General features: G+C 70.1%; 21 protein-coding genes and 2 pseudogenes. 20 read left to right on the forward strand and 3 right to left on the reverse strand.

The features are described 5' to 3' along the window. Positions 1-65 precede the first annotated feature (65 nt). Both ACFXPK_RS27485 and ACFXPK_RS27490 read left to right on the forward strand, forming a co-directional pair. Complete coding sequence (locus ACFXPK_RS27485; RefSeq protein WP_385079633.1) at positions 66-1,139, forward strand: acyltransferase; 1,074 nt, start codon at positions 66-68, stop codon at positions 1,137-1,139. Between the two features lie 38 nt (positions 1,140-1,177). Next, positions 1,178-1,870 (forward strand): demethylmenaquinone methyltransferase, encoded by a 693-nt coding sequence (locus ACFXPK_RS27490; protein WP_385079636.1) that lies wholly within the window; start codon positions 1,178-1,180, stop codon positions 1,868-1,870. Positions 1,871-1,981: 111 nt separating this feature from the next. On the opposite strand, the gene ACFXPK_RS27495 is transcribed toward ACFXPK_RS27490, so the two are convergent. Then, positions 1,982-2,500 (reverse strand): GNAT family N-acetyltransferase, encoded by a 519-nt coding sequence (locus tag ACFXPK_RS27495; RefSeq protein ID WP_385079639.1) that lies wholly within the window; start codon positions 2,498-2,500, stop codon positions 1,982-1,984. A gap of 97 nt (positions 2,501-2,597) precedes the next feature. On the opposite strand from ACFXPK_RS27495, the gene ACFXPK_RS27500 reads away from it, so the two are divergent. From ACFXPK_RS27500 to ACFXPK_RS27515, 4 genes are all read left to right on the forward strand, one after another. Then, on the forward strand, positions 2,598-3,884 hold the full coding sequence (locus tag ACFXPK_RS27500) for a geranylgeranyl reductase family protein (protein ID WP_385003904.1): 1,287 nt from the start codon (positions 2,598-2,600) through the stop codon (positions 3,882-3,884). 124 nt (positions 3,885-4,008) lie between these two features. Then, positions 4,009-4,278 carry a hypothetical protein gene (locus ACFXPK_RS27505; RefSeq protein ID WP_385079642.1) on the forward strand — a complete coding sequence of 90 codons (270 nt, stop codon included), beginning with the start codon at positions 4,009-4,011 and terminating at the stop codon, positions 4,276-4,278. After that, positions 4,271-4,903, forward strand: coding sequence for a DUF6879 family protein (locus ACFXPK_RS27510; RefSeq protein ID WP_385079645.1), 633 nt, complete (start codon positions 4,271-4,273; stop codon positions 4,901-4,903). The genes ACFXPK_RS27505 and ACFXPK_RS27510 overlap by 8 nt, the downstream gene beginning before the upstream one ends. 108 nt (positions 4,904-5,011) lie before the next feature. After that, entirely contained in the window at positions 5,012-7,387 is a 2,376-nt protein-coding gene (locus ACFXPK_RS27515; RefSeq protein WP_385079647.1) for an ATP-binding protein, read from the forward strand. Positions 7,388-7,458: 71 nt separating this feature from the next. On the opposite strand, the gene ACFXPK_RS27520 is transcribed toward ACFXPK_RS27515, so the two are convergent. Both ACFXPK_RS27520 and ACFXPK_RS27525 read right to left on the reverse strand, forming a co-directional pair. Beyond that, entirely contained in the window at positions 7,459-8,010 is a 552-nt protein-coding gene (locus ACFXPK_RS27520; protein ID WP_385003906.1) for a glycoside hydrolase family 25 protein, read from the reverse strand. Positions 8,011-8,299: 289 nt separating this feature from the next. After that, the gene (locus tag ACFXPK_RS27525; protein WP_385003908.1) at positions 8,300-9,163 is read right to left on the reverse strand and encodes a C40 family peptidase; all 864 of its coding nucleotides are present in this window, start codon (positions 9,161-9,163) and stop codon (positions 8,300-8,302) included. A gap of 870 nt (positions 9,164-10,033) precedes the next feature. Between ACFXPK_RS27525 and ACFXPK_RS27530 the strand changes: the two genes are divergently transcribed. The 14 genes and pseudogenes from ACFXPK_RS27530 to ACFXPK_RS27595 form a co-directional block, all read left to right on the forward strand. Further along, a complete protein-coding gene (locus tag ACFXPK_RS27530; RefSeq protein ID WP_385003910.1) occupies positions 10,034-10,393 on the forward strand; it encodes an NADH-quinone oxidoreductase subunit A in 360 nt (119 codons plus the stop codon). A 19-nt stretch (positions 10,394-10,412) separates the two neighbouring features. Continuing rightward, entirely contained in the window at positions 10,413-10,967 is a 555-nt protein-coding gene (locus ACFXPK_RS27535) for an NADH-quinone oxidoreductase subunit B family protein (RefSeq protein ID WP_313944763.1), read from the forward strand. Continuing rightward, positions 10,964-11,749 (forward strand): NADH-quinone oxidoreductase subunit C, encoded by a 786-nt coding sequence (locus ACFXPK_RS27540; protein WP_385003912.1) that lies wholly within the window; start codon positions 10,964-10,966, stop codon positions 11,747-11,749. Before ACFXPK_RS27535 ends, ACFXPK_RS27540 begins: the two co-directional genes overlap by 4 nt. After that, entirely contained in the window at positions 11,749-13,116 is a 1,368-nt protein-coding gene (locus tag ACFXPK_RS27545) for an NADH-quinone oxidoreductase subunit D (RefSeq protein WP_385079652.1), read from the forward strand. The genes ACFXPK_RS27540 and ACFXPK_RS27545 overlap by 1 nt, the downstream gene beginning before the upstream one ends. Continuing rightward, positions 13,113-13,979, forward strand: a complete 867-nt coding sequence (nuoE, locus tag ACFXPK_RS27550) for an NADH-quinone oxidoreductase subunit NuoE (RefSeq protein ID WP_385003916.1) — start codon at positions 13,113-13,115, stop codon at positions 13,977-13,979. The genes ACFXPK_RS27545 and nuoE overlap by 4 nt, the downstream gene beginning before the upstream one ends. Continuing rightward, on the forward strand, positions 13,979-15,340 hold the full coding sequence (gene nuoF / locus ACFXPK_RS27555; RefSeq protein WP_385003918.1) for an NADH-quinone oxidoreductase subunit NuoF: 1,362 nt from the start codon (positions 13,979-13,981) through the stop codon (positions 15,338-15,340). The genes nuoE and nuoF overlap by 1 nt, the downstream gene beginning before the upstream one ends. Further along, a pseudogene (locus ACFXPK_RS27560) lies at positions 15,337-17,820 on the forward strand (NADH-quinone oxidoreductase subunit G); the annotation flags it as partial. The gene nuoF and the pseudogene ACFXPK_RS27560, both read left to right, overlap by 4 nt. A gap of 128 nt (positions 17,821-17,948) precedes the next feature. Then, a complete protein-coding gene (nuoH, locus tag ACFXPK_RS27565; RefSeq protein ID WP_385005688.1) occupies positions 17,949-19,349 on the forward strand; it encodes an NADH-quinone oxidoreductase subunit NuoH in 1,401 nt (466 codons plus the stop codon). 61 nt (positions 19,350-19,410) lie between these two features. Beyond that, positions 19,411-19,992: an NADH-quinone oxidoreductase subunit NuoI gene (gene nuoI / locus ACFXPK_RS27570; protein WP_385079661.1), complete on the forward strand. Its 582-nt coding sequence runs from the start codon at positions 19,411-19,413 to the stop codon at positions 19,990-19,992. Then, positions 19,989-20,897 (forward strand): NADH-quinone oxidoreductase subunit J, encoded by a 909-nt coding sequence (locus tag ACFXPK_RS27575; protein ID WP_385079657.1) that lies wholly within the window; start codon positions 19,989-19,991, stop codon positions 20,895-20,897. The genes nuoI and ACFXPK_RS27575 overlap by 4 nt, the downstream gene beginning before the upstream one ends. Next, a complete protein-coding gene (gene nuoK, locus ACFXPK_RS27580; RefSeq protein WP_384924673.1) occupies positions 20,894-21,193 on the forward strand; it encodes an NADH-quinone oxidoreductase subunit NuoK in 300 nt (99 codons plus the stop codon). The genes ACFXPK_RS27575 and nuoK overlap by 4 nt, the downstream gene beginning before the upstream one ends. A 14-nt stretch (positions 21,194-21,207) precedes the next feature. Further along, a complete protein-coding gene (nuoL, locus tag ACFXPK_RS27585; protein ID WP_385005692.1) occupies positions 21,208-23,103 on the forward strand; it encodes an NADH-quinone oxidoreductase subunit L in 1,896 nt (631 codons plus the stop codon). Positions 23,104-23,109: 6 nt separating this feature from the next. Continuing rightward, positions 23,110-24,711: an NADH-quinone oxidoreductase subunit M gene (locus ACFXPK_RS27590; protein WP_385005694.1), complete on the forward strand. Its 1,602-nt coding sequence runs from the start codon at positions 23,110-23,112 to the stop codon at positions 24,709-24,711. Beyond that, positions 24,708-25,658, forward strand: a pseudogene (locus ACFXPK_RS27595) (NADH-quinone oxidoreductase subunit N); the annotation flags it as partial. The gene ACFXPK_RS27590 and the pseudogene ACFXPK_RS27595, both read left to right, overlap by 4 nt. Between the last annotated feature and the right edge of the window lie 80 nt (positions 25,659-25,738).

The raw sequence follows: 25,738 nt of genomic DNA on the forward strand, positions 1-25,738 counted from the left end.
CCGCGGGCGCGCGCGCTGTGGGGGGGGGGCCCGCCCGGGGGGGGGGGCGGGGCGGGCGGTGTGTTGTGGGCGCCCGGGCGCCGCCCCCCGCCCCCCCCCCGCGGCCGGGGGGGGCGGGCCCCCGCGGCCGGGACCGCTCCATGGACGTGCTGCGGGCCGTCGCCCTGGTCCGCGTCGTCACGTACCACACCTTCGAGTGGCCCTGGCTGGGCCTGGTCTTCCCCTCGATGGGGGTGATGTTCGCGCTCGCGGGCTCGCTCATGGCGCGCTCCCTGGAGCGGCCCGCCGCAAAGGTGATCCGGAGCAGACTGCGGCGGCTGCTGGTGCCGATGTGGGTGTTCGGCGCGGTCCTCTGCGTGGCCATGGCGCGCCACGGCTGGCTGCCGGGCGCCGACGCCCTCTACTGGGTGCTGCCGGTCGGGGACCCGCCCGGCGACGCCTGGGGCGAGCAGGCGTGGGCGGTGCTCTGGTACCTGCGGACGTATCTGTGGTTCGTCCTGCTCTCGCCCGTGCTGCTGAGGCTCTTCCGGCGCGCGCCGTTCCCCGTCCTGCTGCTGTCGCTCGTCCCGGTCGTGGTCTTCGAGACGCTGTGGACCTTGCCGGACGGCCGGCTCGGCGCGGCACTCGGCGACCTGTCGGTCTTCCTCTTCTGCTGGCTGCTCGGCTTCGCGCACCGCGACGGGCTGCTCGACCGGGTGCGCCCGGCGCGCGTCGTCGCGGCGGCGCTCCCGGTGATGGTTCTCGGCGCGTGGTGGGCGTTCTCCCACCCGGTGGACGGTACGTACGACCTGGACGACATCCCGCTCGCGCAGGCGCTGTGGTCGGCGGGGTTCGTGGTGCTGCTGCTGCGGTTCCGGCCGGACTTCGGGTGGCTCGCGCGGCGTCCGGTCGCCGACCGGGTCGTACGGGTCTTCAACGCCCGTGCCGTGACCGTCTACCTCTGGCACGAGGTCGCGCTGATGGCGAGCGTGCCGGTGATCGACGCGCTGTGGGACATCCCCGCCTTCGAGCGGGACCTGCCGCTCGACAGCGCGTGGTTCCAGTTCGGGGTCGCCTGGGTGCTCATCGCGGCGGCCGTGGCGCTCTTCGGGTGGGTGGAGGACGTGGCGGCGAAACGTCGGCCGAGGCTGCTGCCCTGACACGGGGCGGCGCGCCCCGCCCTGGCACACTGAACCACGTGACCCGAGCCTCCCTGGACAAGCAGCCGCACGAAGTCGCCTCGATGTTCGACGGCGTGGCGGAGAACTACGACCTCACCAACGACGTCCTCTCGCTCGGCCAGGACCGGCGGTGGCGCAAGGTGGTCGCCGAGGCGGTCGGCGCCCGCCCCGCCGAGAAGGTCCTCGACCTGGCGGCCGGCACGGCCACCTCCTCGCAGGCGTTCGCCGCGACCGGGGCGTACGTCGTGCCGTGCGACTTCTCGCTGGGGATGCTGCGGGAGGGCAAGAGGCGGCACGCGTGGATGCCGTTCACGGCGGGCGACGCGACGCGGCTGCCCTTCGCCGACGAGGTCTTCGACGCGGTGACGATCTCCTTCGGCCTGCGCAACGTCCAGGACACGGACGCGGCGCTGCGCGAGCTGTACCGGGTGACGAAGCCGGGCGGCCGGGTCGTGATCTGCGAGTTCTCGCACCCGACGTGGGCGCCGTTCCGCACCGTCTACACGGAGTACCTGATGCGGGCGCTCCCGCCGGTCGCACGCGCCGTGTCGTCCAACCCGGACGCGTACGTCTACCTCGCCGAGTCCATCCGCGACTGGCCCGACCAGCCCGCGCTGGCGGCCCGGCTCCAGGGGGCGGGCTGGTCGAAGGTGGCGTGGCGGAACCTGACGGGCGGGATCGTGGCGCTGCACCGGGGCGTACGGGCCTGACGCGCCGCCGGGCGGGCGGGCGCGGCAGGCTGCCGGTCGACCGGGCGGCCGGGGCGCCGCTCCAGCCGGGCGGGCGGCGCGGCCCCGCCTCGCCTCACCGGGCGGACGGCGTCACAGCTCCAGCCGGAAGCAGTGCGCCTCCTTCCGGGAGACCGGGCCCACGTACGTCTCCGCCTGCGCCATCCCCAGCCGCCGTACCACCGCGACCGAGCGCGCGTTACGAGGATCCACCATGGCCACGACCCGGCCGACGCCCGCCGCCCGTACCCGCTCCAGCGTGGTCCGCGCGGCGGCGGTCACATACCCCCGGCCCCAGTACGCCCGGCCCAGCCGCCAGCCGATCTCGATCTCGCCCACCGGCCCGAACGACGCGTGCGGCCAGGGCTGGGCGCCGGTGAAGCCGATCACCTCACCGGACTCGTCCAGCATCGTCCAGAAGCAGAAGCCGCGCTCGGCGTCGTGGCGGCGCTGGCGGGCGGTCAGCTCCTCGTACTCGGACATCTCGGCCGGCCTGCCGCCGTGGAACTCCATCACCTCGGGGTGGTCGAAGAGGCGGTGCCAGGCGAAGGCGTCCTCCTCGGTGGGGACGCGGAGCTGCACCACGGGGAGCGGTTCGGTCACAGAGGTCATGGCGGCAGCCCTTCACTGGGGGATCAGTACGCACCCATAGACTGCACAGGACCAGTGCCGTCCGGTACACGATTTCGAGTCTTCGGGAGAACCCGCTGTGACCGAGCCCCTCTCCGAGAACACCGCGGACGTCATCGTCGTCGGCGCCGGTCCGGCCGGTTCCACGACCGCGTACTACCTCGCCAAGGCGGGTCTGGACGTCCTGCTGCTGGAGAAGACCGCGTTCCCGCGCGAGAAGGTGTGCGGTGACGGTCTCACCCCGCGCGCCACCAAGCAGCTCGTGTCGATGGGCATCGACATCTCGGAAGAGGCCGGCTGGCTGCGCAACAAGGGGCTGCGGATCATCGGCGGCGGCGTGCGGCTCCAGCTCGACTGGCCCGATCTGGCGTCGTACCCGGACTACGGCCTGGTCCGCAAGCGCGACGACTTCGACGAACAGCTCGCCCGCCAGGCCCAGAAGGCCGGCGCCCGGCTCCACGAGCGCTGCAACGTCGGCGCCCCCATCACCGACGCCCGCACGGGCCGGATCACCGGCGTCCACGCCAAGCTGGGCGAGGAGAAGACCCCGGTCACCTTCCACGCCCCGCTCGTCGTCGCCGCCGACGGCAACTCGACGCGGCTGTCGCTGGCGATGGGGCTGCACCGCCGCGAGGACCGCCCGATGGGCGTGGCCGTACGGACGTACTTCACCTCGCCGCGCCACGACGACGACTACCTGGAGTCCTGGCTGGAGCTGTGGGACCGGCGCGGCCCCGGCCCCGACAAGCTACTGCCCGGCTACGGCTGGATCTTCGGCATGGGCGACGGCACGTCCAACGTCGGCCTCGGCATCCTCAACTCCTCCTCCGCGTACAAGGAGCTGGACTGGCGCGAGGTGCTGAAGGCGTGGTGCGCGTCGATGCCGGAGGACTGGGGCTACACCCCGGACAACATGACGATGCCGATCCGCGGCGCGGCCCTCCCGATGGCGTTCAACCGCCAGCCGCACTACACCAAGGGCCTCCTGCTGGTCGGCGACGCGGGCGGCATGGTCAACCCGTTCAACGGCGAGGGCATCGCGTACGCCATGGAGTCGGGCCAGATCGCGGCGGACGTCATCGTCCAGGCCCACGCCCGCGCCACCCCGGCCCAGCGCGAACTCGCCCTGCTGCACTACCCGAAGGTGCTCAAGGAGACCTACGGCGGCTATTACACGATGGGCCGCGCCTTCGTGAAGCTCATCGGCAACCCGAAGATCATGAAAATCGCGACGGAACGCGGTCTGACGCACCCGCTACTGATGAAGTTCACCCTGAAGATGCTGGCGAACCTGACGGACCCGACGGGCGGCGACGCGATGGACCGCATCATCAACGGGCTCTCGAAGGTGGCGCCGAAGGCATGACGCCGGGCGACTCACCCGAAAGTGTGGGGCGTTGGCTCGTTATGTCCTTACTGCCGGGTCGGTGGATTTCCTAGGATCAAGGCCACTTCAGAGGCGAATCGGCGCCTTCCGAAAGGGTGTTCACATGATCCGTCCTTGGGAGGCCGATCCGGCGGCCCTGTTCTCCCGGCGGTTGGGGAAATCGGCGCAGGAACTGAACGTCACCAACGGCAAGGACGGATGCCCCGACATCTGGGAGCTGGACAACGGCGATGTCGCGGTCGTGGGCCGGGACCTCACGGACATGTACCGGTCGCGGCTCCCCGCAGGTACGTCGATCGCCCATGACGGGCGTCTGATCGTCATCCCCGGAAGCATGCTGCGCGCGGCGAAGCCGGACATCGCCGATGCGTGACCGTGGCGCTCTCGGGTTCGAAGAGCAGCAGGGGCACCGGCTTCCCCGGGACGACTACCGACGTGACTTCCGGCAGAGCGACGAGAAGATCACCGGCCGGGACAGTTGGAAGTTCGAGCGCAGACAGCACTTCGAGGAGCCGGGCTCGCCCAGTTGGGAAGCCTTTCGGAGCGGCGAGTGGAGTGAAGCGCTCCGGCTCATGGCCGAGGGCGGCACCACGTACTGGAGCGAGGTCGCTCAGGAGGACCGGGCCAGGGGGAGTGTCTTCCACCGTGTCCGGGTGGTGGAGGAGCCCCTGACCCCGTATCTCCAGTGGGAGCTGAACTCCCTGCGTGTGCAGGCCGAATGCGGGCTGCCGATCCGCGTGGTCGGCGGCGGCGCGCTGAAGGCGCTGGAGGCCGCCGCCCCACTGCCCGAGATCGTCGTCCTGGGGGGCCGGGTGCTGTACGAGGTCGTCTACACCGAGGCCGGAGTTCTGGACGGGGGAATTCGTTTCGCCGATCCCGGGCTCATCGGGCGCTGGGAAGGCTTCATCAAGGAGCTGTACGAGGACGGCGAGGACATCATTGCCTACGTCGACCGCCATGTGGCACAACTGCCGCCTCCTCGTCCGGAAGGGGAGTAGGAGATCACCAGGAGCGGTGAGGGCGAAGAAGACCCGGGATCCACGGAAACCGACCGGCCGGCCGGCCCCGGCGGGACACATTCCGACCTGTCGGGATCCGCTCGCGACGTGGTGCAGGCGGGCCAGGTGACCGGCGGTATCCACTTCCACGCCCGCGACGCACGCAGAGAGCCGGTTCCAGGCCCGAGACCGCGCCAGCTTCCCGCAGACGTCCGGCACTTCGTCAATCGCGCGGAGCAGTTGCGGAAGCTGGACGCGGCTCTCTCCGCAGGCGGCGACCCGGCTGCCCCGGACCCTCCCGGCTCACCCTTCGGCGTCCCCGTCCAGGTCATCGTCGGCACGGCGGGATCGGGCAAGACCTCGCTCGCCCTGCACTGGGCGCACCGGGTGGCGGACCGCTTTCCCGACGGGCATCTGTACGCCAACCTGCGCGGCTACGACCCGGGAACGCCGCTCACCGCGACGGAGCTGCTGCCCCGCTTCCTGCTCGCGCTGGGGACCGCGTCCGACGCGATTCCCTCCGACCCCGAGGCCGCCGCCGCGCTCTACCGGTCCCTGCTGGCCGACCGCAGGATGCTGATCGTCCTGGACAACGCCGCCACGGTCGCCCAGGTCCGTCCGCTGCTGCCCGGGAACGCCGGCTGTCTGACGGTGGTCACCAGCCGGGGGAGGCTGTCCGGGCTGACCATCCGCGACGGTGCGCACCGGTTGACCCTCGGCACCCTGGCGGAGCCGGAGGCGATCGCCCTGCTCCGTACCGTCACCGCCGACCACCGCTCCGACGACAGCGGTCAACTGGCCGAACTCGCCCGGCTGTGCGCCCGCCTGCCGCTCGCCCTGCGTATCGCCGCCGAGCGCGCCTCCAACCAGCCGCACATGCGGCTGGACGAACTGATCGCCGACCTGCGGGACGAATCGGCGCTGTGGGACGCCCTGAGCGCCGGGGACGACGAGGAGTCCGAAGCCGTACGCACGGTGTTCGCCTGGTCCTACCGCGCCCTGCCACCGGCCGCCGCCCGGATGTTCGGCCTGCTGGGACTGCACCCGGGGCCGTGGATCTCCACCGCCGCCGCGGCCGCCCTGGCGGGCGTCGAGGTCCGGCGGGCGCGGCAGCTCCTGGACACGCTGATGGGCGCGCATCTCCTGGAACAGCGGGCGCCCGACCGGTTCGAGTTCCATGATCTGCTGCGCGCCTACGCCCGCGATCAGGTGCGGCGGGAGGTGTCCCCGGCGGGGCAGGAGGAAGCGCTGCGCCGCCTGCTCGCATGGTACGTACACACGGCCGACGCGGCGCAGACCTGGATCGCTCCCGAGGAGGAACACCTCCTCACCGGCCCGCCGGCCGCCGGTGTCCCACCGTCGGCGTTCACCGGGTACGACCAGGCCGTCGACTGGTCGGAACAGGAGCAGGCCAACTTCCTCCCCCTGGTCCGGACCGCCGAGAAGGCCGGTCTCGACGAATACGCGTGGCGGCTGCCGGCGATCCTGTGGAACGCCAAGGCGCCTTCCGCGCTCACCGCGGAGTGGATGGTCCTGGGGCGCATCGGCCTCCCCGCCGCACGCCGTCTCGGTGACCGGGCGGCGCAGGCCCTGCTCCTGGAGGACCTGGGGTTCGGCTGCACCGACATCAATCGACTGGCCGACAGTCTCTCCTGTCATCGGTCCGCCCTGGAGATCCGGCGGGAGGAGAACGACAGATACGGCGAGGCCACCTCGCTCAACGCCCTGGGCCTGGTGCATCTGCGGAGCAGAGACCTCGCCGGAGCGGAGACGCGGCTGGAGCAGGCGTCCGCGCTCTTCGGCGAGCTGGAGGAGACACACTGGCAAGCGGTCTCCGACACCAATCTCGCGCAGGCCCTTCATCAGGCGGGGCGCCTTCCGGAGGCCACCGACCGCCTTCAGCGTGCCCTGTCCTTCCACCGCCGGCGAGGGAACGTCCGCGCCATCGGCAACGCGCTCCGGATCCGGAGCGCGATCCACCTGGATCGCGGCGAGTTCCAGGACGCCCTGCGGGCCGCCGAGGAGGCCGTACGGATCGCCCTGGATCTGCGCAGCCATGTCGCGGAAGGCTGGTGGCTGATCGCTCTCGGCGACGCGCAACGGGCACTGTCGCGGTACGGGGACGCGCTCACGGCCTATCAGCGCTCGGCGATGCTGCACGGGCGGCTGGGCGACCGGAGCCGTGAGGCGCTGGCCTGGCAGGGGGCGGGGGAGACCTATGTTCTGCTCGACCGTCCGGACGAGGCGGTCGGCTTCCACCGTGCGGCCGTCGCGGTCCACCGTGAGCTGGGCGACACGTGGAACGAGGCGATGGCGCTGGAAGCCCTCGGCGCGGCGCTGCGGCATGTGGAGGGGGCGGGCACCGGTGCGGAGGGCGGCGGGCGGCACTGGTCGCGTGCGCTCGGACTTCTCGCCGGCCATGACGATCCGCGCGCTGCGGCGGCGCGCGAACGCGTCGCGCTGCGGCTGCGCGAGGCGCGCTAGGCGGCGGCCTGCTCGCCGGGCGAGGGGGGGACCGGTACCGGGGCGGGGGCCCGGAGCCGGTGGGAGGGGAGTCAGCCCTTTCTGGCCCATTTCTTCAGCGCGGCCCGGTCGGCGAACTGGCCGAGGTTCGTGTCGAGGGGGCTGTCGGTGTACTGGTGGAACTTCCACGCGGCCTGGATCCGGGGCTTCCCGGCGGTCACGTAGTCCGCGATCCACAGGGCGTCGCCCGCGTTGCTGGTGGTGTCGCGGTTCAGCCAGTAGTCCCGGTTGCAGTACAGCCCGACGCGATGGGTCTCGCCGCGCAGCCGCTTCACCTCGGCGAGGAAGGAGTCCTTCTGCGCGTTGGAGACGTCGCTGTCCTCCCAGTCCGCGAAGAGGGGGTCGTAGGCGATGCTGGAGCACTTCTCGACGAAGTACCTGGCCTGGGCCTTCATGTCGCCGGCCCGCAGGAAGTGGTAGAACCCGACCACGAGCCCGGCGGCCCGGCCGTGGGCGGCTTGGGCGACCATCCTCGGGTTGATGTACGAGGTGCCTTCGGTGGCCTTGACGAAGACGAAGTCGAAGCCGGCGGTGGAGTAGTTCGAACTCTGGTACGACGAGACGTCGATGCCTTTTATGGTCATGGGGGGAGCTTCCTCCTGGCCAGAACGTGTGGGGATCATCTGGCGTGTGGTGCGGAATTGCGTAAGTCTCTTCTACCCAGGAGGAGTTAGCTTGCCATCACTCGATCGGGTTAAGTGCGAGGTTGATCAGATCTTGAGGATCCCGGCCGGGACCCCTGCCGCGCCCGCACTCCGGGGCACCCCGATTCCGCCCCGACGGCGCCCCAACGGCGCCCCAACGGCGGAAGCCCGCATCCCCAGGGGCGGGGTGCGGGTCTTCGCCGTGAAGCGTGAGCTGTACTGAGCGGACTCAGAGGACGCGGACCGCGCCGCTCGGCGGGTCGTAGTCCAGGGACGCCTGCACGACGCCCTTGCTCGGGTTCTGCGCGCCGACGAACTCGCCGCCGCCGATGTAGATCGCCGTGTGGTAGGCGCTGCCCGCGCCGCCCCAGTAGAGGATGTCGCCCGGCTGGAGGTTGTCCAGGGAGACCTGCGTGCCGGCGACCGACTGGTCCTGCGAGACGCGGGGGAGGTCGACGCCGATCTGGCTGAACGCGGCCTGGACGAGGCCGGAGCAGTCCCACGCGTTCGGGCCGGTGGAGCCCATGATGTACGCGTCGCCCACCTGCGCCTGCGCGAAGGCGACCACGGACGCGGCCGAGCCGGTCGCCTGCGAGACGGTCTTGGAGACCGTGTTCGAGGAGGAGGACGACGAGGACGACGAACTCGTGCTGGAGCCGGAGTCCGAGGTGGAGGCGAGCGCCGTGCGCTCGGCGGTACGGGAGGCGCGCTCCGCGGCCTCGGCGGCCTTGGCGGCCTTCACTCTGGCCTCTTCGGCCTTCCGCTTGGCCTCGGCCTTGCGTTCGGCCTCCGCCTTCGCCGTCTTGGCGGTCTTGGCCGCCTTCGCGGCGGCGATGTCCTGCTGGGCCTGGAGGTCGAGGGTGTTGGCCACGCGCTGGGTCGCCTCGGCGGACCGGGCGAAGTCACCGGCGAGGCCGGAGGTGAGGGTGGGCATTTCGATGGTCTCGGTCACCGGCTCGGCGTTCGCCGGCGCGGCGGCACCTGCGACCGCGATCGTGCTGAGGACGCCACCGGCGACTCCGGCGCGAAGGGTGACACGCGGGGTGCTCCGGCGGGGTTTCCGGTGGCTGGGTATCTGAGCGGTGTGGGACATGAGACCAACGGCTATCAGGTCAGCCCGGGTTCGCGTCAAGAAACGTGGGGTGCGCCACAGTTGTGTCCGGAATCTGTGAATCCGCTTTCCGCGAGCCTTTATTGACGCCGTAACGGGCAAACCGGGCATGAGCGATCATGGCCGTGATCATGGGCTTTTCGATAAAGGTCCGAATTGCCTGTCGCCTACCATCGCTCCGCACTCATGGCCAAGCCCCCTTCTTTGGGGGGTTGAGTGAAGTGACGCAGGTCACTTTTCGGACTCGCAGGTAACAGGTCGGTCACCGTTCGGCTGTCGGTCCGGTCACATGAGGTGTAGGACGCTTCCGGATGGGGTCCCTCCGGCGCTCCCATGAGGCCGTTCCTCCGCGCGCGCGCTCGCGCGAGCGGAGGTTCCGCGCCCGCGCCGCGTCCGTACCGGCCTCGCGCCGGGTTGCTCGTGAATGCGCGCACATATCCCTATCGGTCCACCCGGAGCCCCTCCCTCGCTCGCCCGGGTGACGCGCGGCGCCCGTATCACTCGAAAGTGTCTCATCGCCAATTTGCTTGTACGGTGCATCTCTTGATAGGGCAACCCCCCTCTGATCAGCACCGACGGACTCGAATGTCACGTCTGGTGATCACGTGGCCGCTTCGCGTATGAAGATCACCCCTCATCCGGCTTCATGATCCTTCGTCAGGTGGTGGAGATCACAAAGTCCCCGCTGTACCCCGTGTCGCAGATCACAGGCCACCGGGCATAGGATGCGGGGCAGCCGGGCTTGTGAACTGCCTCACATGTACGCGATCTTCGGCGATCCGCGACGAGGCGGCGAGGCGGTCCGCCCGGTGCGATCCAACGGTCAAGGACGACTGGAAGGAGCTGAGGGGCGTGAATGCCTACGCACCGATCCTCGTGCTCGGCGCCCTGGGGGCCGGGTTTGCGATCTTCTCCGTGGTCATGGCCACGCTTATCGGCCCAAGGCGCTACAACCGGGCGAAAGTCGAGGCGTACGAGTGCGGCATCGAGCCCACTCCCACGCCGGCCGGGGGCGGCCGATTCCCGATCAAGTACTACCTGACGGCGATGCTCTTCATCATTTTCGATATTGAGGTCGTCTTCCTTTACCCCTGGGCGGTCACCTTCGACTCCCTGGGGATTTTCGGGCTCGTGGAGATGCTGCTCTTCGTGCTCACCGTCTTCGTCGCCTACGCGTATGTGTGGCGGCGCGGCGGCCTGGAATGGGACTAAAGGGGCTGAGGGGCCACCAATGGGACTCGAAGAGAAGCTGCCGAGCGGTTTCCTGCTGACCACCGTCGAACAGGCATCGGGCTGGGTGCGGAAGTCATCCGTCTTCCCCGCGACGTTCGGTCTCGCCTGCTGCGCCATCGAGATGATGACGACCGGCGCCGGGCGGTACGACCTGGCGCGGTTCGGCATGGAGGTCTTCCGCGGCTCACCGCGCCAGGCCGATCTGATGATCGTGGCGGGGCGGGTGAGCCAGAAGATGGCGCCCGTCCTGAGGCAGGTCTACGACCAGATGCCCAACCCCAAGTGGGTGATCTCCATGGGGGTCTGTGCCTCGTCGGGCGGGATGTTCAACAACTACGCGATCGTGCAGGGCGTCGACCATGTCGTCCCTGTCGACATCTACCTGCCCGGCTGCCCACCACGTCCCGAGATGCTGATGGACGCCATCCTCAAGCTCCACCAGAAGATCCAGAGCTCCAAGCTCGGGGTCAACGCGGAGGAAGCCGCCCGTGAGGCGGAGGAGGCGGCCCTCAAGGCACTCCCGTTGATCGAGATGAAGGGGCTGCTGCGGTGAGCGACGAGCAGCGATCCGGGGACGGCGCCCGCCGGCCCGGCGACGACGGCCCGCGGAACGGGGACGGCACACCTCCCCCGGAGCAGAACGTCCCCTCCGCGCGGGACCGGGCCGACGAGCCCATCCGCGTGCAGAAGGGCATGTTCGGCGCCAACAACGGCGGGGACACCTCCGGCTACGGCGGTCTCGTACGGACCGTGACGCTGCCGGGCGCCTCCTCCCGGCCGTACGGCGGCCCCGGCGGCGTCTTCGACGAGATCGCCGACGAGCTGGAGGGCGCGCTGGAGGAGCAGGGGCTGGCCCCCGGCAACGCCATCGGCAGGACGGTCGTCGACCGCGACGAGCTGACCTTCCACGTCGAGCGCGAACACCTCGTCCAGGTGGCCCGCACCCTGCGTGACGACCCGGCCCTGCGCTTCGAGCTGTGCACGGGGGTGTCCGGCGTCCACTACCCCACCGACAAGGGCCGCGAGCTGCACGCCGTCTACCACCTGCGCTCGCTCACCCACGGCCGGCTGATCCGCCTGGAGGTCTCCGCCCCGGACGCCGATCCGCACGTACCGTCCCTGGTCGCGGTCTATCCGACCAACGACTGGCACGAGCGCGAGACGTACGACTTCTTCGGCCTGATCTTCGACGGCCACCCCGCCCTGACCCGGATCATGATGCCGGACGACTGGCAGGGCTTCCCGCAGCGCAAGGACTACCCGCTCGGCGGCATCCCCGTCGAGTACAAGGGCGCCCAGATCCCGGCTCCGGACCAGCGGAGGTCGTACTCCTGATGACCACTTCACACGCCTCCGCCTCGCAGGACTCCGCCCCGGACGCCTTCGACGCGCTCGGCTCCGGCCGGGAGACCACCGAGGGCACCGTCTACACGGTCACCGGTGGCGACTGGGACGAGGTCGTCCAGTCCGCCGCCAAGGCCGACGACGAGCGGATCGTCGTCAACATGGGTCCCCAGCACCCGTCCACCCACGGGGTGCTGCGGCTGATCCTGGAGATCGAGGGCGAGACCGTCACCGAGGCCCGCTGCGGCATCGGCTACCTGCACACCGGCATCGAGAAGAACCTCGAATTCCGCAACTGGACGCAGGGCACCACCTTCGTCACGCGCATGGACTACCTGACGTCGTTCTTCAACGAGACGGCGTACTGCCTGGGCGTCGAGAAGCTGCTCGGCATCGAGGACGACATCCCGGACCGCGCCACGCTCATCCGGGTCCTGCTGATGGAGCTGAACCGGCTCTCGTCGCACCTCGTCTGTCTCGCCACCGGCGGGATGGAGCTGGGCGCGACCACGATCATGATCTACGGATTCCGCGATCGTGAACTGATTCTCGATGCCTACGAGATGATCACGGGGCTGCGGATGAACCACGCGTTCATCCGCCCCGGCGGGCTCGCCCAGGACCTCCCCGCGGGCGCCGTCGACACCCTGCGCGAGCTGCTGAAGAAGCTGCGCAAGAACCTGCCGGAGTACGACAAGCTCGCCACCGGCAACCCGATCTTCAAGGCCCGTATGGAGGACGTCGGCTACCTCGACCTGACCGGCTGCATGGCGCTGGGCGCCACCGGACCGATCCTGCGCTCCGCCGGGCTCCCGCACGACCTGCGCAGGAGCGACCCGTACTGCGGTTACGAGACGTTCGAGTTCGACGTACCGACCGCCGACACCTGTGACGCGTACGGCCGCTTCCTCATCCGCCTGGAGGAGATGCGCCAGTCGCTGCGGATCGTCGACCAGTGCCTGGACCGGCTGGAGCCGGGCCCGGTGATGGTCGCCGACAAGAAGATCGCCTGGCCCGCGCAGCTCGCGCTCGGCCCGGACGGGCTCGGCAACTCCCTCGACCACATCAAGAACATCATGGGCACGTCCATGGAGGCTCTGATCCACCACTTCAAGCTGGTGACGGAGGGCTTCCGGGTCCCGGCCGGTCAGGCGTACGCCGCCGTGGAGTCGCCCAAGGGCGAACTCGGCGCGCATGTCGTCTCCGACGGGGGCACCCGCCCGTACCGCGTGCACTTCCGCGATCCGTCCTTCACCAATCTCCAGTCCATGGCGGCGATGTGCGAGGGCGGCCAGGTCGCCGACGTCATCGTCGCCGTCGCGTCCATCGACCCCGTGATGGGAGGCGTCGACCGGTGACCGCCACACCGCCCAAAGCCGAGGTCAGCCTCGGGATGCCGCAGCTCCCCGCCCCCGCCTACCCGGACGAGGTACGCGCCCGGCTCGAAGGGGACGCCAAGGAGATCATCGGCCGCTACCCGGACTCCCGTTCCGCGCTGCTGCCGCTGCTCCACCTCACGCAGTCGGAGGAGGGCTTCGTCTCCCGTACGGGGATGGCCTTCTGCGCCGAACAGCTCGGCCTGACCACCGCCGAGGTCACCGCCGTCGCCACCTTCTACTCCATGTACCGGCGCGGACCCGGCGGCGAGTACCAGGTCGGCGTCTGCACCAACACGCTCTGCGCGGTGATGGGCGGCGACGCGATCTTCGACTCGCTGAAGGCGCACCTCGGCGTCGACAACCACGGGACGACCCCCGACGGCAAGATCACCCTCGAACACATCGAGTGCAACGCGGCCTGCGACTTCGCGCCCGTGGTGATGGTCAACTGGGAGTTCTTCGACAACCAGACGCCGGACACCGCCCTGCGCCTCGTCGACGACCTGCGCGACGGACGCACCGTCGCCCCCACCCGGGGCGCGCCGCTGTGCACGTACAAGGAGACCGCGCGCATCCTGGCCGGCTTCCCCGACGAGCGCCCCGGCGCCGTCGAGGCCACCGGCGGCGCGGGCCCCGCCTCGCTGGTCGGGCTGCGGCTCGCCCAGGGCGAGGCGCCGCAGCGGGTGGTACGCCCCCGGGACGGCGCCGACCCCCACACCGGGGAGGACCAGGACCACCACCCCACAACGAGTCCCTCCGGGATGCCGGAGACATCGCCGCAGCCGACCTCGGCCTCCGACCCGGAGCACCCGGCAGGACCCGCAGCCGAGGAGGGGGAGTGATGACCATGGCCACCGAGCTCAACGAGAACGGGACCAGCCCGGAGAAGCTCCTCGCACCCGTCCTGTCCGCCTTCTGGGACCAGCCCGAGTCATGGACGCTGGCCACCTACGAGCGGCACGAGGGGTACGAGGGGCTGCGCAAGGCGCTGGCCATGTCGCCCGACGACCTGATCGCCTACGTCAAGGACTCGGGTCTGCGCGGGCGCGGCGGCGCCGGCTTCCCCACCGGGATGAAGTGGCAGTTCATCCCGCAGGGCGACGGCAAGCCGCACTATCTGGTCGTCAACGCGGACGAGTCGGAACCCGGCACCTGCAAGGACATCCCTCTTCTCTTCGCCAACCCGCACTCCCTCATCGAGGGCATCGTGATCGCCTGTTACGCGATCCGCTCGCAGCAGGCGTTCATCTATCTGCGCGGCGAGGTCGTCCCCGTACTGCGCCGGCTCCACGAGGCGGTGCGCGAGGCGTACGCGGCGGGGTACCTCGGCACGAACATCCTGGGCAGCGGACTCGATCTCGACGTCGTCGTGCACGCGGGCGCGGGCGCGTACATCTGCGGGGAGGAGACCGCGCTGCTCGACTCCCTGGAGGGGCGTCGCGGACAGCCCCGGCTGCGTCCTCCCTTCCCGGCGGTGGCGGGCCTGTACGCCTGCCCCACTGTGGTGAACAACGTCGAGTCCATCGCGTCGGTTCCCGCGATCCTCAACCGGGGCAAGGACTGGTTCAAGTCCATGGGCAGCGACAAGTCGCCCGGCTTCACGCTCTACTCGCTCAGCGGGCACGTCACCAACCCCGGCCAGTACGAGGCCCCGCTCGGCATCACCCTGCGCCAGCTCCTCGACATGAGCGGCGGCATCCGGGCCGGGCACCGCCTCAAGTTCTGGACACCGGGCGGCTCCTCGACCCCGATGTTCACCGACGAGCACCTCGACGTCCCGCTCGACTACGAAGGCGTCGGCGCCGCAGGCTCCATGCTCGGCACCAAGGCGCTCCAGTGCTTCGACGAGACGACCTGTGTCGTACGGGCCGTCACCCGCTGGACCGAGTTCTACGCCCACGAGTCCTGCGGCAAGTGCACCCCGTGCCGCGAAGGGACGTACTGGCTCGTCCAGTTGCTCCGCGACATCGAGGAGGGCAAGGGCGAGCTGTCCGACCTCGACAAGCTGAACGACATCGCCGACAACATCAACGGCAAGTCCTTCTGCGCGCTCGGCGACGGCGCCGCCTCCCCGATCTTCTCCTCGCTCAAGTACTTCCGCGCGGAGTACGAGCAGCACATCACCGGCAAGGGCTGCCCCTTCGACCCCGCGAAGTCCACCGTGTGGGCAGACCAGAACCCGCACCTGGAGGTGAACGCATGACGGTGACGACGAATGCTCCCTCCGGGGGCGGTGAAGCCGCGGTTCCGCCCGAAGACCTCGTCTCGCTGACGATCGACGGCATCGGGATCTCCGTCCCCAAGGGGACGCTGGTGATCCGCGCCGCCGAACAGCTCGGCATCGAGATCCCGCGCTTCTGCGACCATCCGCTCCTCGACCCGGCCGGCGCCTGCCGCCAGTGCATCGTCGAGGTCGAGGGCCAGCGCAAACCGATGGCATCGTGCACGATCACCTGCACCGACGGCATGGTCGTCAAGTCGCAGTTGACGTCACCGGTCGCCGAGAAGGCCCAGCGCGGGGTGATGGAGCTGCTGCTCATCAACCACCCGCTGGACTGCCCGGTCTGCGACAAGGGCGGCGAGTGCCCGCTCCAGAACCAGGCCATGCAGGTCGGCGACCCCGACACCCGCTTCGAGGGCAAGAAGCGTACGTTCCAGAAGCCCGTGCCGATCTCCACCCAGGTGCTGCTCGACCGGGAGCGGTGCGTGCTCTGCGCCCGCTGCACCCGGTTCTCGAACCAGATCGCCGGCGACCCGATGATCGAACTGATCGAGCGCGGCGCCCTCCAGCAGGTCGGCACCGGCGAGGGCGACCCCTTCGAGTCGTACTTCTCCGGGAACACCATCCAGATCTGCCCGGTCGGCGCGCTCACCTCGGCCGCGTACCGCTTCCGCTCCCGCCCCTTCGACCTGGTCTCCTCGCCGAGCGTGTGCGAGCACTGCGCGGGCGGCTGCGCGACCCGTACCGACCACCGGCGCGGCAAGGTCATGCGGCGGATGGCGGCCAACGCGCCCGAGGTCAACGAGGAGTGGCTCTGCGACAAGGGCCGCTTCGGCTTCCGGTACGCCCAGAAGCCCGACCGGCTCACCACCCCGCTGGTACGGAACGCGGACGGAGTCCTCGCACCGGCGAGCTGGCCGGAGGCGCTGGAGGCCGCGGCGCGCGGTCTGGGCGCGGCGCGCGGCAGGACCGGCGTGCTGACCGGCGGCCGGCTCACCGTCGAGGACGCGTACGCCTACGCCAAGTTCGCGCGCGTCGCCCTCGACACGAACGACATCGACTTCCGCGCCCGCGCGCACAGCGGTGAGGAGGCCGACTTCCTCGCGGCGTACGTCGCGGGCCGTGGCCACGACCTCGACGGTACGGGGATCACGTACACCACGCTGGAGGCCGCCCCGGCGGTGCTGCTCGCGGGGTTCGAGTCCGAGGAGGAGGCGCCCGGCGTCTTCCTGCGGCTGCGCAAGGCGCACCGCAAGCACGGCCAGCGCACGTTCTCCCTGGCCACGCACGTCACCCGGGGCCTGGAGAAGGCGGGCGGCACGCTGCTGCCCGCCGCGCCGGGCACCGAGACGGAGTGGCTGGACGCGCTGGCCTCGGAGACCGGGCTCGACGCGGACGGTACGGCCGCCGCGCGGGCGCTGCGCGAACCCGGCGCCGTGATCGTGGTCGGGGAGCGGCTGGCGGCCGTACCCGGCGGGCTCACCGCGGCGGCGCGCGCCGCCACCGCGACCGGCGCCCGGCTGGTGTGGATCCCGCGCCGGGCCGGCGAGCGCGGCGCGGTGGAGGCGGGCGCGCTCCCCTCGCTGCTGCCCGGCGGGCGGCCGGCCACGGATCCGCGGGCCCGTGAGGAGACCGCGGCGGTGTGGGGCGTACGCGAACTGCCGCACCGCTACGGCCGGGACACCGGCCAGATCGTCCGGGCCGCGGCCAACGGCGAGCTGAGCGCGCTGCTGGTCGCGGGCGTGGAGATCGCGGATCTGCCCGATCCGGCGGCGGCGCGGACCGCGCTGGACGAGGTCGGCTTCCTGGTCTCGCTGGAGCTGCGGCCCAGCGAGGTCACCGAGCGGGCCGATGTGGTCTTCCCGGTCGCGGCGGTCGCCGAGAAGCCCGGCTCCTTCCTCAACTGGGAGGGCAGGACGCGGCTGTTCGAGGCGGCCCTGAAGCCGGAGCAGATGACACGGCGGCTCGCGCCGAGCGACGCGCGGGTGCTGCACATGCTCGCGGACACCCTCGACATCCACTTCGCGCTGCCGGACCTGACCGCCGTACGCGCCGAACTCGACCGGCTCGGCGGCTGGGACGGCCCCCGCGCCACCGAACCGACGGAATCGGCCCGTCCGGTGCCCCGGGCCGGCGGCGGCGAGGCGGTCCTCGCGGGCCACCGGATGCTGCTGGACCAGGGTCTTCTCCAGCAGGGCGACGAGGCGCTGGCGGGTACGCGCCATGCGGCGGTGGCCCGGCTCTCCGCCGCGACGGCCGCCGAGACGGGCGTCAAGGACGGCGACGACCTGACCGTCACCGGCCCCGCGGGCACGGTCACGCTGCCGCTGACGGTCACCGCGATGCCCGACCGGGTGGTGTGGCTGCCGCTGAACTCCACGGGGGGCGGCGTCCTCGCGGACACCGGCTCGCAGCCGGGGACGCTCGTACGGATCGGCCCGGCGGAACCGGCGGGCGGCGCGGGGGACTCCACCGCACGGCCCGGTCCTTCGTCGTCCGGTCCCTCGTCGTCCGGTCCTTCGTCCACCGGTCCTTCGTCGTCCGGTCCTTCGCCTTCCGGTCCCGCCGACGCAGCACCGGAGGTGCGCGCATGACCGCCCTCGCCCACATCGCGGCGGCCCCCGGCAGCGTTCTCGCCGCCGAGGACCTGTCGATGTTCGGCCGCGACCCCTGGTGGCTCGTGGTCGTCAAGGCCGTGTTCTGCTTCGCGTTCCTGATGGTGACCGTGCTCTTCTCCATCGTGTGGGAGCGCAAGGTCGTCGCCTGGATGCAGTTGCGCATCGGCCCCAACCGGCACGGCCCCTGGGGCATGCTCCAGTCGCTCGCCGACGGCGTGAAGCTGATGTTCAAGGAAGACATCATCGTCAAGCGCGCCGACAAGGCCGTCTACGTCCTCGCGCCGATCATCGCGGCCATCCCCGCCTTCATGGCGATCGCGGTGATCCCCTTCGGGCCCGCGGGCAACGAGATCTCGATCTTCGGCCAGCGCACCACCATGCAACTCACCGACCTGCCCATCGCGATGCTCTACATCCTCGCGGTCGCCTCGGTCGGCATCTACGGCATCGTCCTGGCGGGCTGGTCCTCGGGGTCGACGTACCCGCTGCTCGGCGGGTTGCGCTCGTGCGCGCAGATGATCTCGTACGAGATCGCCATGGGCGCCGCGTTCGCCTCGGTCTTCCTCTACTCCGGTTCGATGTCGACCTCGGCGATCGTCGAGGCGCAGGCGGACCGCTGGTACGTACTGCTGCTGCCGGTCTCCTTCATCATCTACATCATCACGATGGTGGCGGAGACCAACCGCAACCCGTTCGACATGCCGGAGTCCGAGGGCGACCTGGTCGGCGGCTTCAACACCGAGTACTCGTCCATCAAGTTCGCGATGTTCATGCTCGCCGAGTACGTCAACATGGTGACCGTCTCGGCCGTCGCGACGACGCTCTTCCTCGGCGGCTGGCGCGCCCCGTGGCCGGTCTCCACGTTCTGGGAGGGCGCGAACCACGGCTGGTGGCCGATGCTCTGGTTCGTCGTCAAGGTGCAACTGCTGCTCTTCTTCTTCATCTGGCTGCGCGGCACGCTGCCCCGCGTGCGCTACGACCAGCTCATGAAGCTCGGCTGGAAGGTCCTGATCCCGGTCTCGCTGGTCTGGCTGATGCTCGTCGCGACCGTACGGGCGCTGCGCAACGAGAACTACTCCTTCCAGACGATCCTGCTGTACGTGGCCGGGGCGATCATCACGCTCCTGCTGCTCTCGTTCGTCGCGGACGTGTTCCGCGACCGGAAGGACAGGGCCGCGGCGGAGCACGAACCGGAGCCACCGGCCTTCGACCCGATGGCGGGCGGTTTCCCCGTACCGCCGCTGCCCGGACAGACCCTGCCGCCGGTGCCGCGCAGGCGGCCACGACAGGAGCGGGAGCTGATTGTCAGTGGCGGGGTCAATACTGTGAGTGACGGTACCGAGAGTGACGGAAAGGAGGCCGGCAGTGTCTGACTCTTCGCAGGAGAACCTCCCGCAGCGGAGCGATCCGCAGACGGACGTTCCGCAGGGCGACATCCCGCGTCCGCCGCGGAATCCGGTGGCCGGCTTCGGTCTGACCTTCAAGGCCATGTTCAAGAAGCGGCTGACGGAGCAGTATCCGGAGACGCCGAAGGTCACCGCGCCGCGCTTCCACGGCCGGCATCAGCTCAACCGCCACCCGGACGGCCTGGAGAAGTGCATCGGCTGCGAGCTGTGCGCGTGGGCCTGCCCGGCGGACGCCATCTACGTGGAGGGCGCGGACAACACGGAGGAGGAGCGCTACTCCCCGGGGGAGCGCTACGGCCGCGTCTACCAGATCAACTACGCCCGCTGCATCTTCTGCGGACTGTGCATCGAAGCCTGCCCGACCCGGGCGCTCACGATGACGAACGAGTTCGAGCTGGCCGACAGCTCCCGCGAGAGCCTCATCTATACGAAGGAGCAGCTTCTCGCGGGCCTGGAGGAGGGCATGGTCGAGTCGCCGCACTCGATCTTCCCCGGCACGGACGAGCAGGACTACTACCGGGGCCTGGTCACGGAAGCGGCGCCCGGCACGGTCCGGCAGACGGCCGTCAGCAAGGGCGAGAAGCCGCAGGACGAGGGGGTCGACGCATGAGCCTCCTGGCAAGCTCCCTGGCCGCCCCGCTGACCCCGTCGCTCGCGGCCGGATCGCTCACCTCGACCGGGGAGGCCGTCCAGTTCTGGATCCTCGGCACGGTCGCCGTGGTCGGCGCGCTCTGCACGATCCTGATGCGCAAGGCCGTGCACAGCGCGCTCTGCCTCGCCGCGACCATGATCATCCTGGCGGTCTTCTACCTCGCCAACGGCGCCTACTTCCTGGGCGTCGTCCAGATCGTCGTCTACACCGGCGCGATCATGATGCTGTTCCTCTTCGTGGTCATGCTGGTCGGGGTCACCGCGGCCGACTCCCTGAAGGAGACGCTGAAGGGCCAGCGCTGGTGGGCCGCCGCCTGCGGGCTCGGCTTCGGCGTGCTGCTCATCGCGGGGATCGGCAACGCCTCGCTGACCTCCTTCACGGGGCTCGCCCAGGCCAACGCGGGCGGCAACGTGGAGGGCCTGGCCGCCCTGATCTTCACGAAGTACGTCTTCGCCTTCGAGATCACCGGCGCGCTGCTGATCACCGCGGCGGTCGGCGCGATGGTGCTCACGCACCGGGAGCGTACGGAGCGGGCCAGGACCCAGCGGGAGCTGGCCGAGGCGCGCGTACGGAGCGGCCAGTTGCCGCCGCTGCCCGCCCCCGGTGTCTACGCCCGGCACAACGCGGTGGACATCGCGGGCCTGCTGCCGGACGGCACCACCTCCGATCTGACGGTCAGCAGGACGCTGAAGGACCGGGGCCAGATCCGTGATGTGTCGGACGAGGCCCTCGCGGACCTGAAGGCGCTGGAACAGCGGTCGTCGGAGCGGCTGGGCCGGCGCGGCCTCGATCCCGCGGATCCCGGGGGCCCGGGGACGGGCCGTACGGATCCCGACCGCGCCGACAAGGAGGCCAAGCGGTGAATCCGGTCAACTACCTCTACCTCGCCTCCCTGTTGTTCACCATCGGCGCCGCCGGTGTGCTGATCCGGCGGAACGCGATCGTGGTCTTCATGTGCGTCGAGCTGATGCTGAACGCCTGCAACCTGGCGTTCGTCGCCTTCGCCCGGATGCACGGCAATCTCGACGGCCAGATCATCGCGTTCTTCACGATGGTCGTCGCCGCGGCGGAGGTCGTCGTCGGGCTCGCGATCATCGTCTCGCTGTTCCGTTCCCGCCACTCGGCCTCGGTCGACGACGCCAGCCTGATGAAGCTCTGAGGGGTCGCTGAATCGTGGAGAACTTGATTGCGCTGCTCGTCGCGGCGCCTCTGCTCGGAGCGGCGGTGCTGCTGTGCGGCGGTCGCCGGCTCGACCGCGCGGGCCACTGGCTCGGCACACTGCTGGCCGCCGCGTCCTTCGTGATCGGCGTGGTGCTCTTCGTCGACATGCTCGGCAGGAGCGGTGAGGACCGCGCCCTGCACCAGCACCTGTTCACCTGGATCCCCGTCGAGGGCTTCCAGGCGGACGTCGCCTTCCAGCTCGACCAGTTGTCGATGACCTTCGTCCTGCTGATCACCGGTGTGGGCACCCTGATCCACATCTACTCGATCGGGTACATGGAGCACGACGAGCGGCGCCGCCGCTTCTTCGGCTATCTGAACCTGTTCCTGGCGGCGATGCTGCTGCTGGTCCTCGCCGACAACTACCTGCTGCTGTACGTCGGCTGGGAGGGCGTGGGCCTCGCCTCGTACCTGCTCATCGGGTTCTGGCAGCACAAGCCGAGCGCGGCGACGGCGGCGAAGAAGGCGTTCCTCGTCAACCGTGTCGGTGACATGGGTCTGTCGATCGCGATCATGCTGATGTTCACGACGTTCGGGACGTTCGCCTTCGGCCCGGTCTTCGCGGCCACCGGTGACGCGACCGAGGGCAAGCTGACCGCGATCGGCCTCATGCTGCTGCTGGCCGCGTGCGGCAAGTCGGCCCAGGTGCCGCTCCAGTCCTGGCTGGGCGACGCGATGGAGGGCCCGACCCCGGTCTCGGCCCTGATCCACGCGGCGACGATGGTCACCGCGGGCGTCTACCTGATCACCCGTTCCTCCGCGATCTTCAACCTGGCCCCGGACGCCCAGTTGGCGGTCGTGGTGGTCGGCGCGGTGACGCTGCTCTTCGGTGCGATCGTCGGTTGTGCGAAGGACGACATCAAGAAGGCCCTCGCGGGGTCGACGATGTCGCAGATCGGCTACATGATCCTGGCGGCGGGCCTCGGCCCGATCGGCTACGTCTTCGCGATCATGCACCTGGTGACGCACGGCTTCTTCAAGGCGGGACTCTTCCTCGGCGCCGGTTCGGTCATGCACGGCATGAACGACGAGGTCGACATGAGGAAGTACGGCGGCCTGCGCAGGTACATGCCCGTCACCTTCGTCACCTTCGGCCTCGGCTACCTGGCGATCATCGGCTTCCCCGGTCTCTCCGGCTTCTTCTCCAAGGACAAGATCATCGAGGCGGCCTTCGCCAAGGGCGGCACGGAGGGCTGGATCCTCGGCGCCGTCACCCTGCTGGGCGCCGCGATCACCGCGTTCTACATGACCCGCGTGATGCTGATGACCTTCTTCGGCGAGAAGCGCTGGCAGCCCGACGAGAAGGGCAACCCACCGCACCCGCACGAGTCCCCGAAGTCCATGACCATCCCCATGGTCGTCCTGGCCTTCGGCTCCGTCTTCGCCGGCGGGTTCTTCTCCATCGGCGACCGCTTCCTGCACTGGCTGGAGCCGGTCACCGGACACGACCACGGACACGCGCCGATCAGCGCGGGCGCCGTCACCGGCGCCACCATGGTCGTCCTGGTCCTCGGGGTCGCCGCGGCCTGGCTCCGGTACGGCCGCCGGCCCGTCCCGGTTATCGCCCCGCGCGGCTCGTTCGCGACCCGCGCCGCCCGCCGCGACCTGTACCAGGACGACTTCAACCATGTCGTCCTGGTCCGCGGCGGCGAACACCTCACCCGCTCCCTGGTCTACGTCGACCACACCCTGGTCGACGGGGTGGTCAACGGCACCGCGGCCTCGTTCGGCGGGCTCTCAGGACGGCTGCGCAAGCTGCAGAACGGCTATGCCCGCACCTATGCGGTCTCGATGTTCGGAGGTACGGCAGTGCTCATCGCCGCGACCCTGCTGATGAGGGCGGTGTAACCGGATATGTCGTTCCCCCTTCTGACCGCGACGGCGGCGCTGCCCGCGATCGGGGCGATCGCCACGGCGGCCGTCCCCGCGGCCCGGCGCACGGCCGCCAAATGGCTGGCGCTGTTCTTCTCGCTCGCCACCCTCGCGCTGGCCGCCGTGGTGCTGGTCCGCTTCGAACCCGGCGGCGCCCGCTACCAGCTCACCGAGTCCCACGCCTGGATCGCGGACTTCGGGGTGCGGTACGAACTGGGCGTGGACGGCATCGGGGTGGCGCTCCTCGCGCTCACCGCGCTGCTGGTCCCGTTCGTGATCCTGGCGGGCTGGCACGACGCCGACCCGCTGGAGACCTGGTCCGACAGCCGCTCCGCGACCGGGACCGCGAACCGCCGCTGGCGGCCGACCCAGGGCTTCTTCGCGCTCATCCTGATGGTCGAGGCGATGGTGATCCTCTCCTTCGAGGCCACCGACGTCTTCCTCTTCTACATCCTCTTCGAAGCCATGCTCATCCCGATGTACTTCCTCATCGGCGGCTTCGGCGACCGTGCCCATGCGAACGGGGACGAGGCGGCGGCGACCCAGCGCTCGTACGCGGCCGTCAAGTTCCTGCTCTACAACCTGGTCGGCGGGCTGATCATGCTGGCCGCCGTCATCGGCCTCTACGTGGTCGCGGGCAGCTTCTCGCTCTCCGAGATCGCGGAGGCGCGGGCCAACGGCACCCTGTCGATCGCGACGGACACCGAACGCTGGCTCTTCCTCGGCTTCTTCTTCGCCTTCGCGGTGAAGGCCCCGCTCTGGCCGCTCCACACCTGGCTGCCCAACGCCATGGGCGAGGCCACCGCTCCCGTCGCCGTACTGATCACCGCGGTCGTCGACAAGGTCGGCACCTTCGCGATGCTCCGCTTCTGCCTCCAGCTCTTCCCCGAGGCGTCCAAGTGGGCCACGCCCGCGATCCTCGTACTGGCGCTGATCAGCATCATCTACGGGGCGCTCCTCGCGGTCGGCCAGCGCGACATGAAGCGGCTGATCGCCTACGCGTCGATCTCGCACTTCGGCTTCATCATCATGGGCATCTTCGCGATGACCAGCCAGGGCCAGTCGGGCGCCACGCTCTACATGGTCAACCACGGGATCTCCACGGCCGCGCTGATGCTGGTGGCCGGCTTCCTGATCTCCCGGCGCGGCTCGCGGCTCATCGCGGACTACGGCGGGGTGCAGAAGGTCGCCCCGGTCCTCGCCGGGACGTTCCTGATCGGCGGGCTCGCCACCCTCTCGCTGCCGGGGCTCTCCCCGTTCGTCAGTGAATTCCTCGTCCTGGTCGGCACGTTCAGCCGGTACCCGGTGGTCGGCATCATCGCCACCTTCGGCATCGTGCTCGCCGCGCTCTACGTCCTGGTCCTCTACCAGCGCACGATGACCGGCGCGGTGAAGCCCGAGGTCAGGACTATGCCGGATCTGCGGATCCGGGAGCTGGTGGTCGTCACCCCGCTGATCGCGCTGCTTCTCTTCCTGGGCGTCTACCCGAAGCCGCTGACCGAGATCGTCAACCCGGCGGTGGAGCACACGATGTCCGACGTACAGAAGACCGATCCCAAGCCCGAGGTGGAGGCCGCTCCATGAGCGCGAATGTCGTCCACAACCTGTGGACAGCGGCGGCGGCCGACGGAATCGCCAAGATCCCGGCCCCGAAGATCGAGTACGCGCAGCTCTCACCCGTGCTGATCGTGGTGGCCGCCGCGGTCCTGGGCATCCTGGCCGAGGCGTTCGTCCCCCGCAAAGCGCGCTACCACGCGCAGCTCTTCCTCTCCGTCGTCGCCCTCGCCGCGTCCTTCGCGGCGGTGGTCGGACTCGCGGCGGGCGGGTACGGCACCACGAAGAAGCACATCGCCGCGATGGGCGCCATCGCCATCGACGGCCCGACGCTCTTCCTCCAGGGCACGATCCTGCTCGCCTCGGTCGTCGCCGTGTTCACCTTCGCCGAGCGCAGGCTCGACCCGGAGACACACGGCAACCGCGTCGACTCCTTCGTCGCGCAGGCCGCGTCCGTACCGGGGAGCGAGAGCGAGAAGGCCGCCGTCAAGGCCGGGTTCACCACCACCGAGGTGTTCCCGCTGCTGATGTTCGCGGTCGCCGGCATGCTGGTCTTCCCGGCCGCCAACGACCTGCTGACGCTCTTCATCGCGCTGGAGGTCTTCTCCCTTCCGCTCTACCTGCTCTGCGCCCTGGCCCGCCGCAAGCGGCTGCTGTCGCAGGAGGCCGCGGTCAAGTACTTCCTGCTGGGCGCCTTCTCCTCGGCCTTCCTGCTCTTCGGCGTCGCCCTGCTCTACGGGTACGCGGGCTCCGTCTCGTACGCCCGGATCGCCGAGGTCGTCGAGGGCACGGTCCAGAGCGTCGACCCGGCGCTCGCCGACACCATGGGCAACGACGCGCTGCTGCTCATCGGCGGCGCGATGGTCCTGATGGGGCTGCTCTTCAAGGTCGGCGCGGTCCCGTTCCACATGTGGACCCCGGACGTCTACCAGGGCGCGCCCACCCCGGTCACCGGCTTCATGGCGGCGGGGGCCAAGGGGGCCCCCGTGGGCCGCCCGCGTCGCCCGCCGGTAGGGGGTGTTGCGGGGCGGTAGTGGGGAATGGGGGCCGGGGTTTT

Origin of the sequence: Streptomyces sp. NPDC059142, assembly GCF_042755665.1 — a bacterium.
GTDB lineage: Bacteria > Actinomycetota > Actinomycetes > Streptomycetales > Streptomycetaceae > Streptomyces.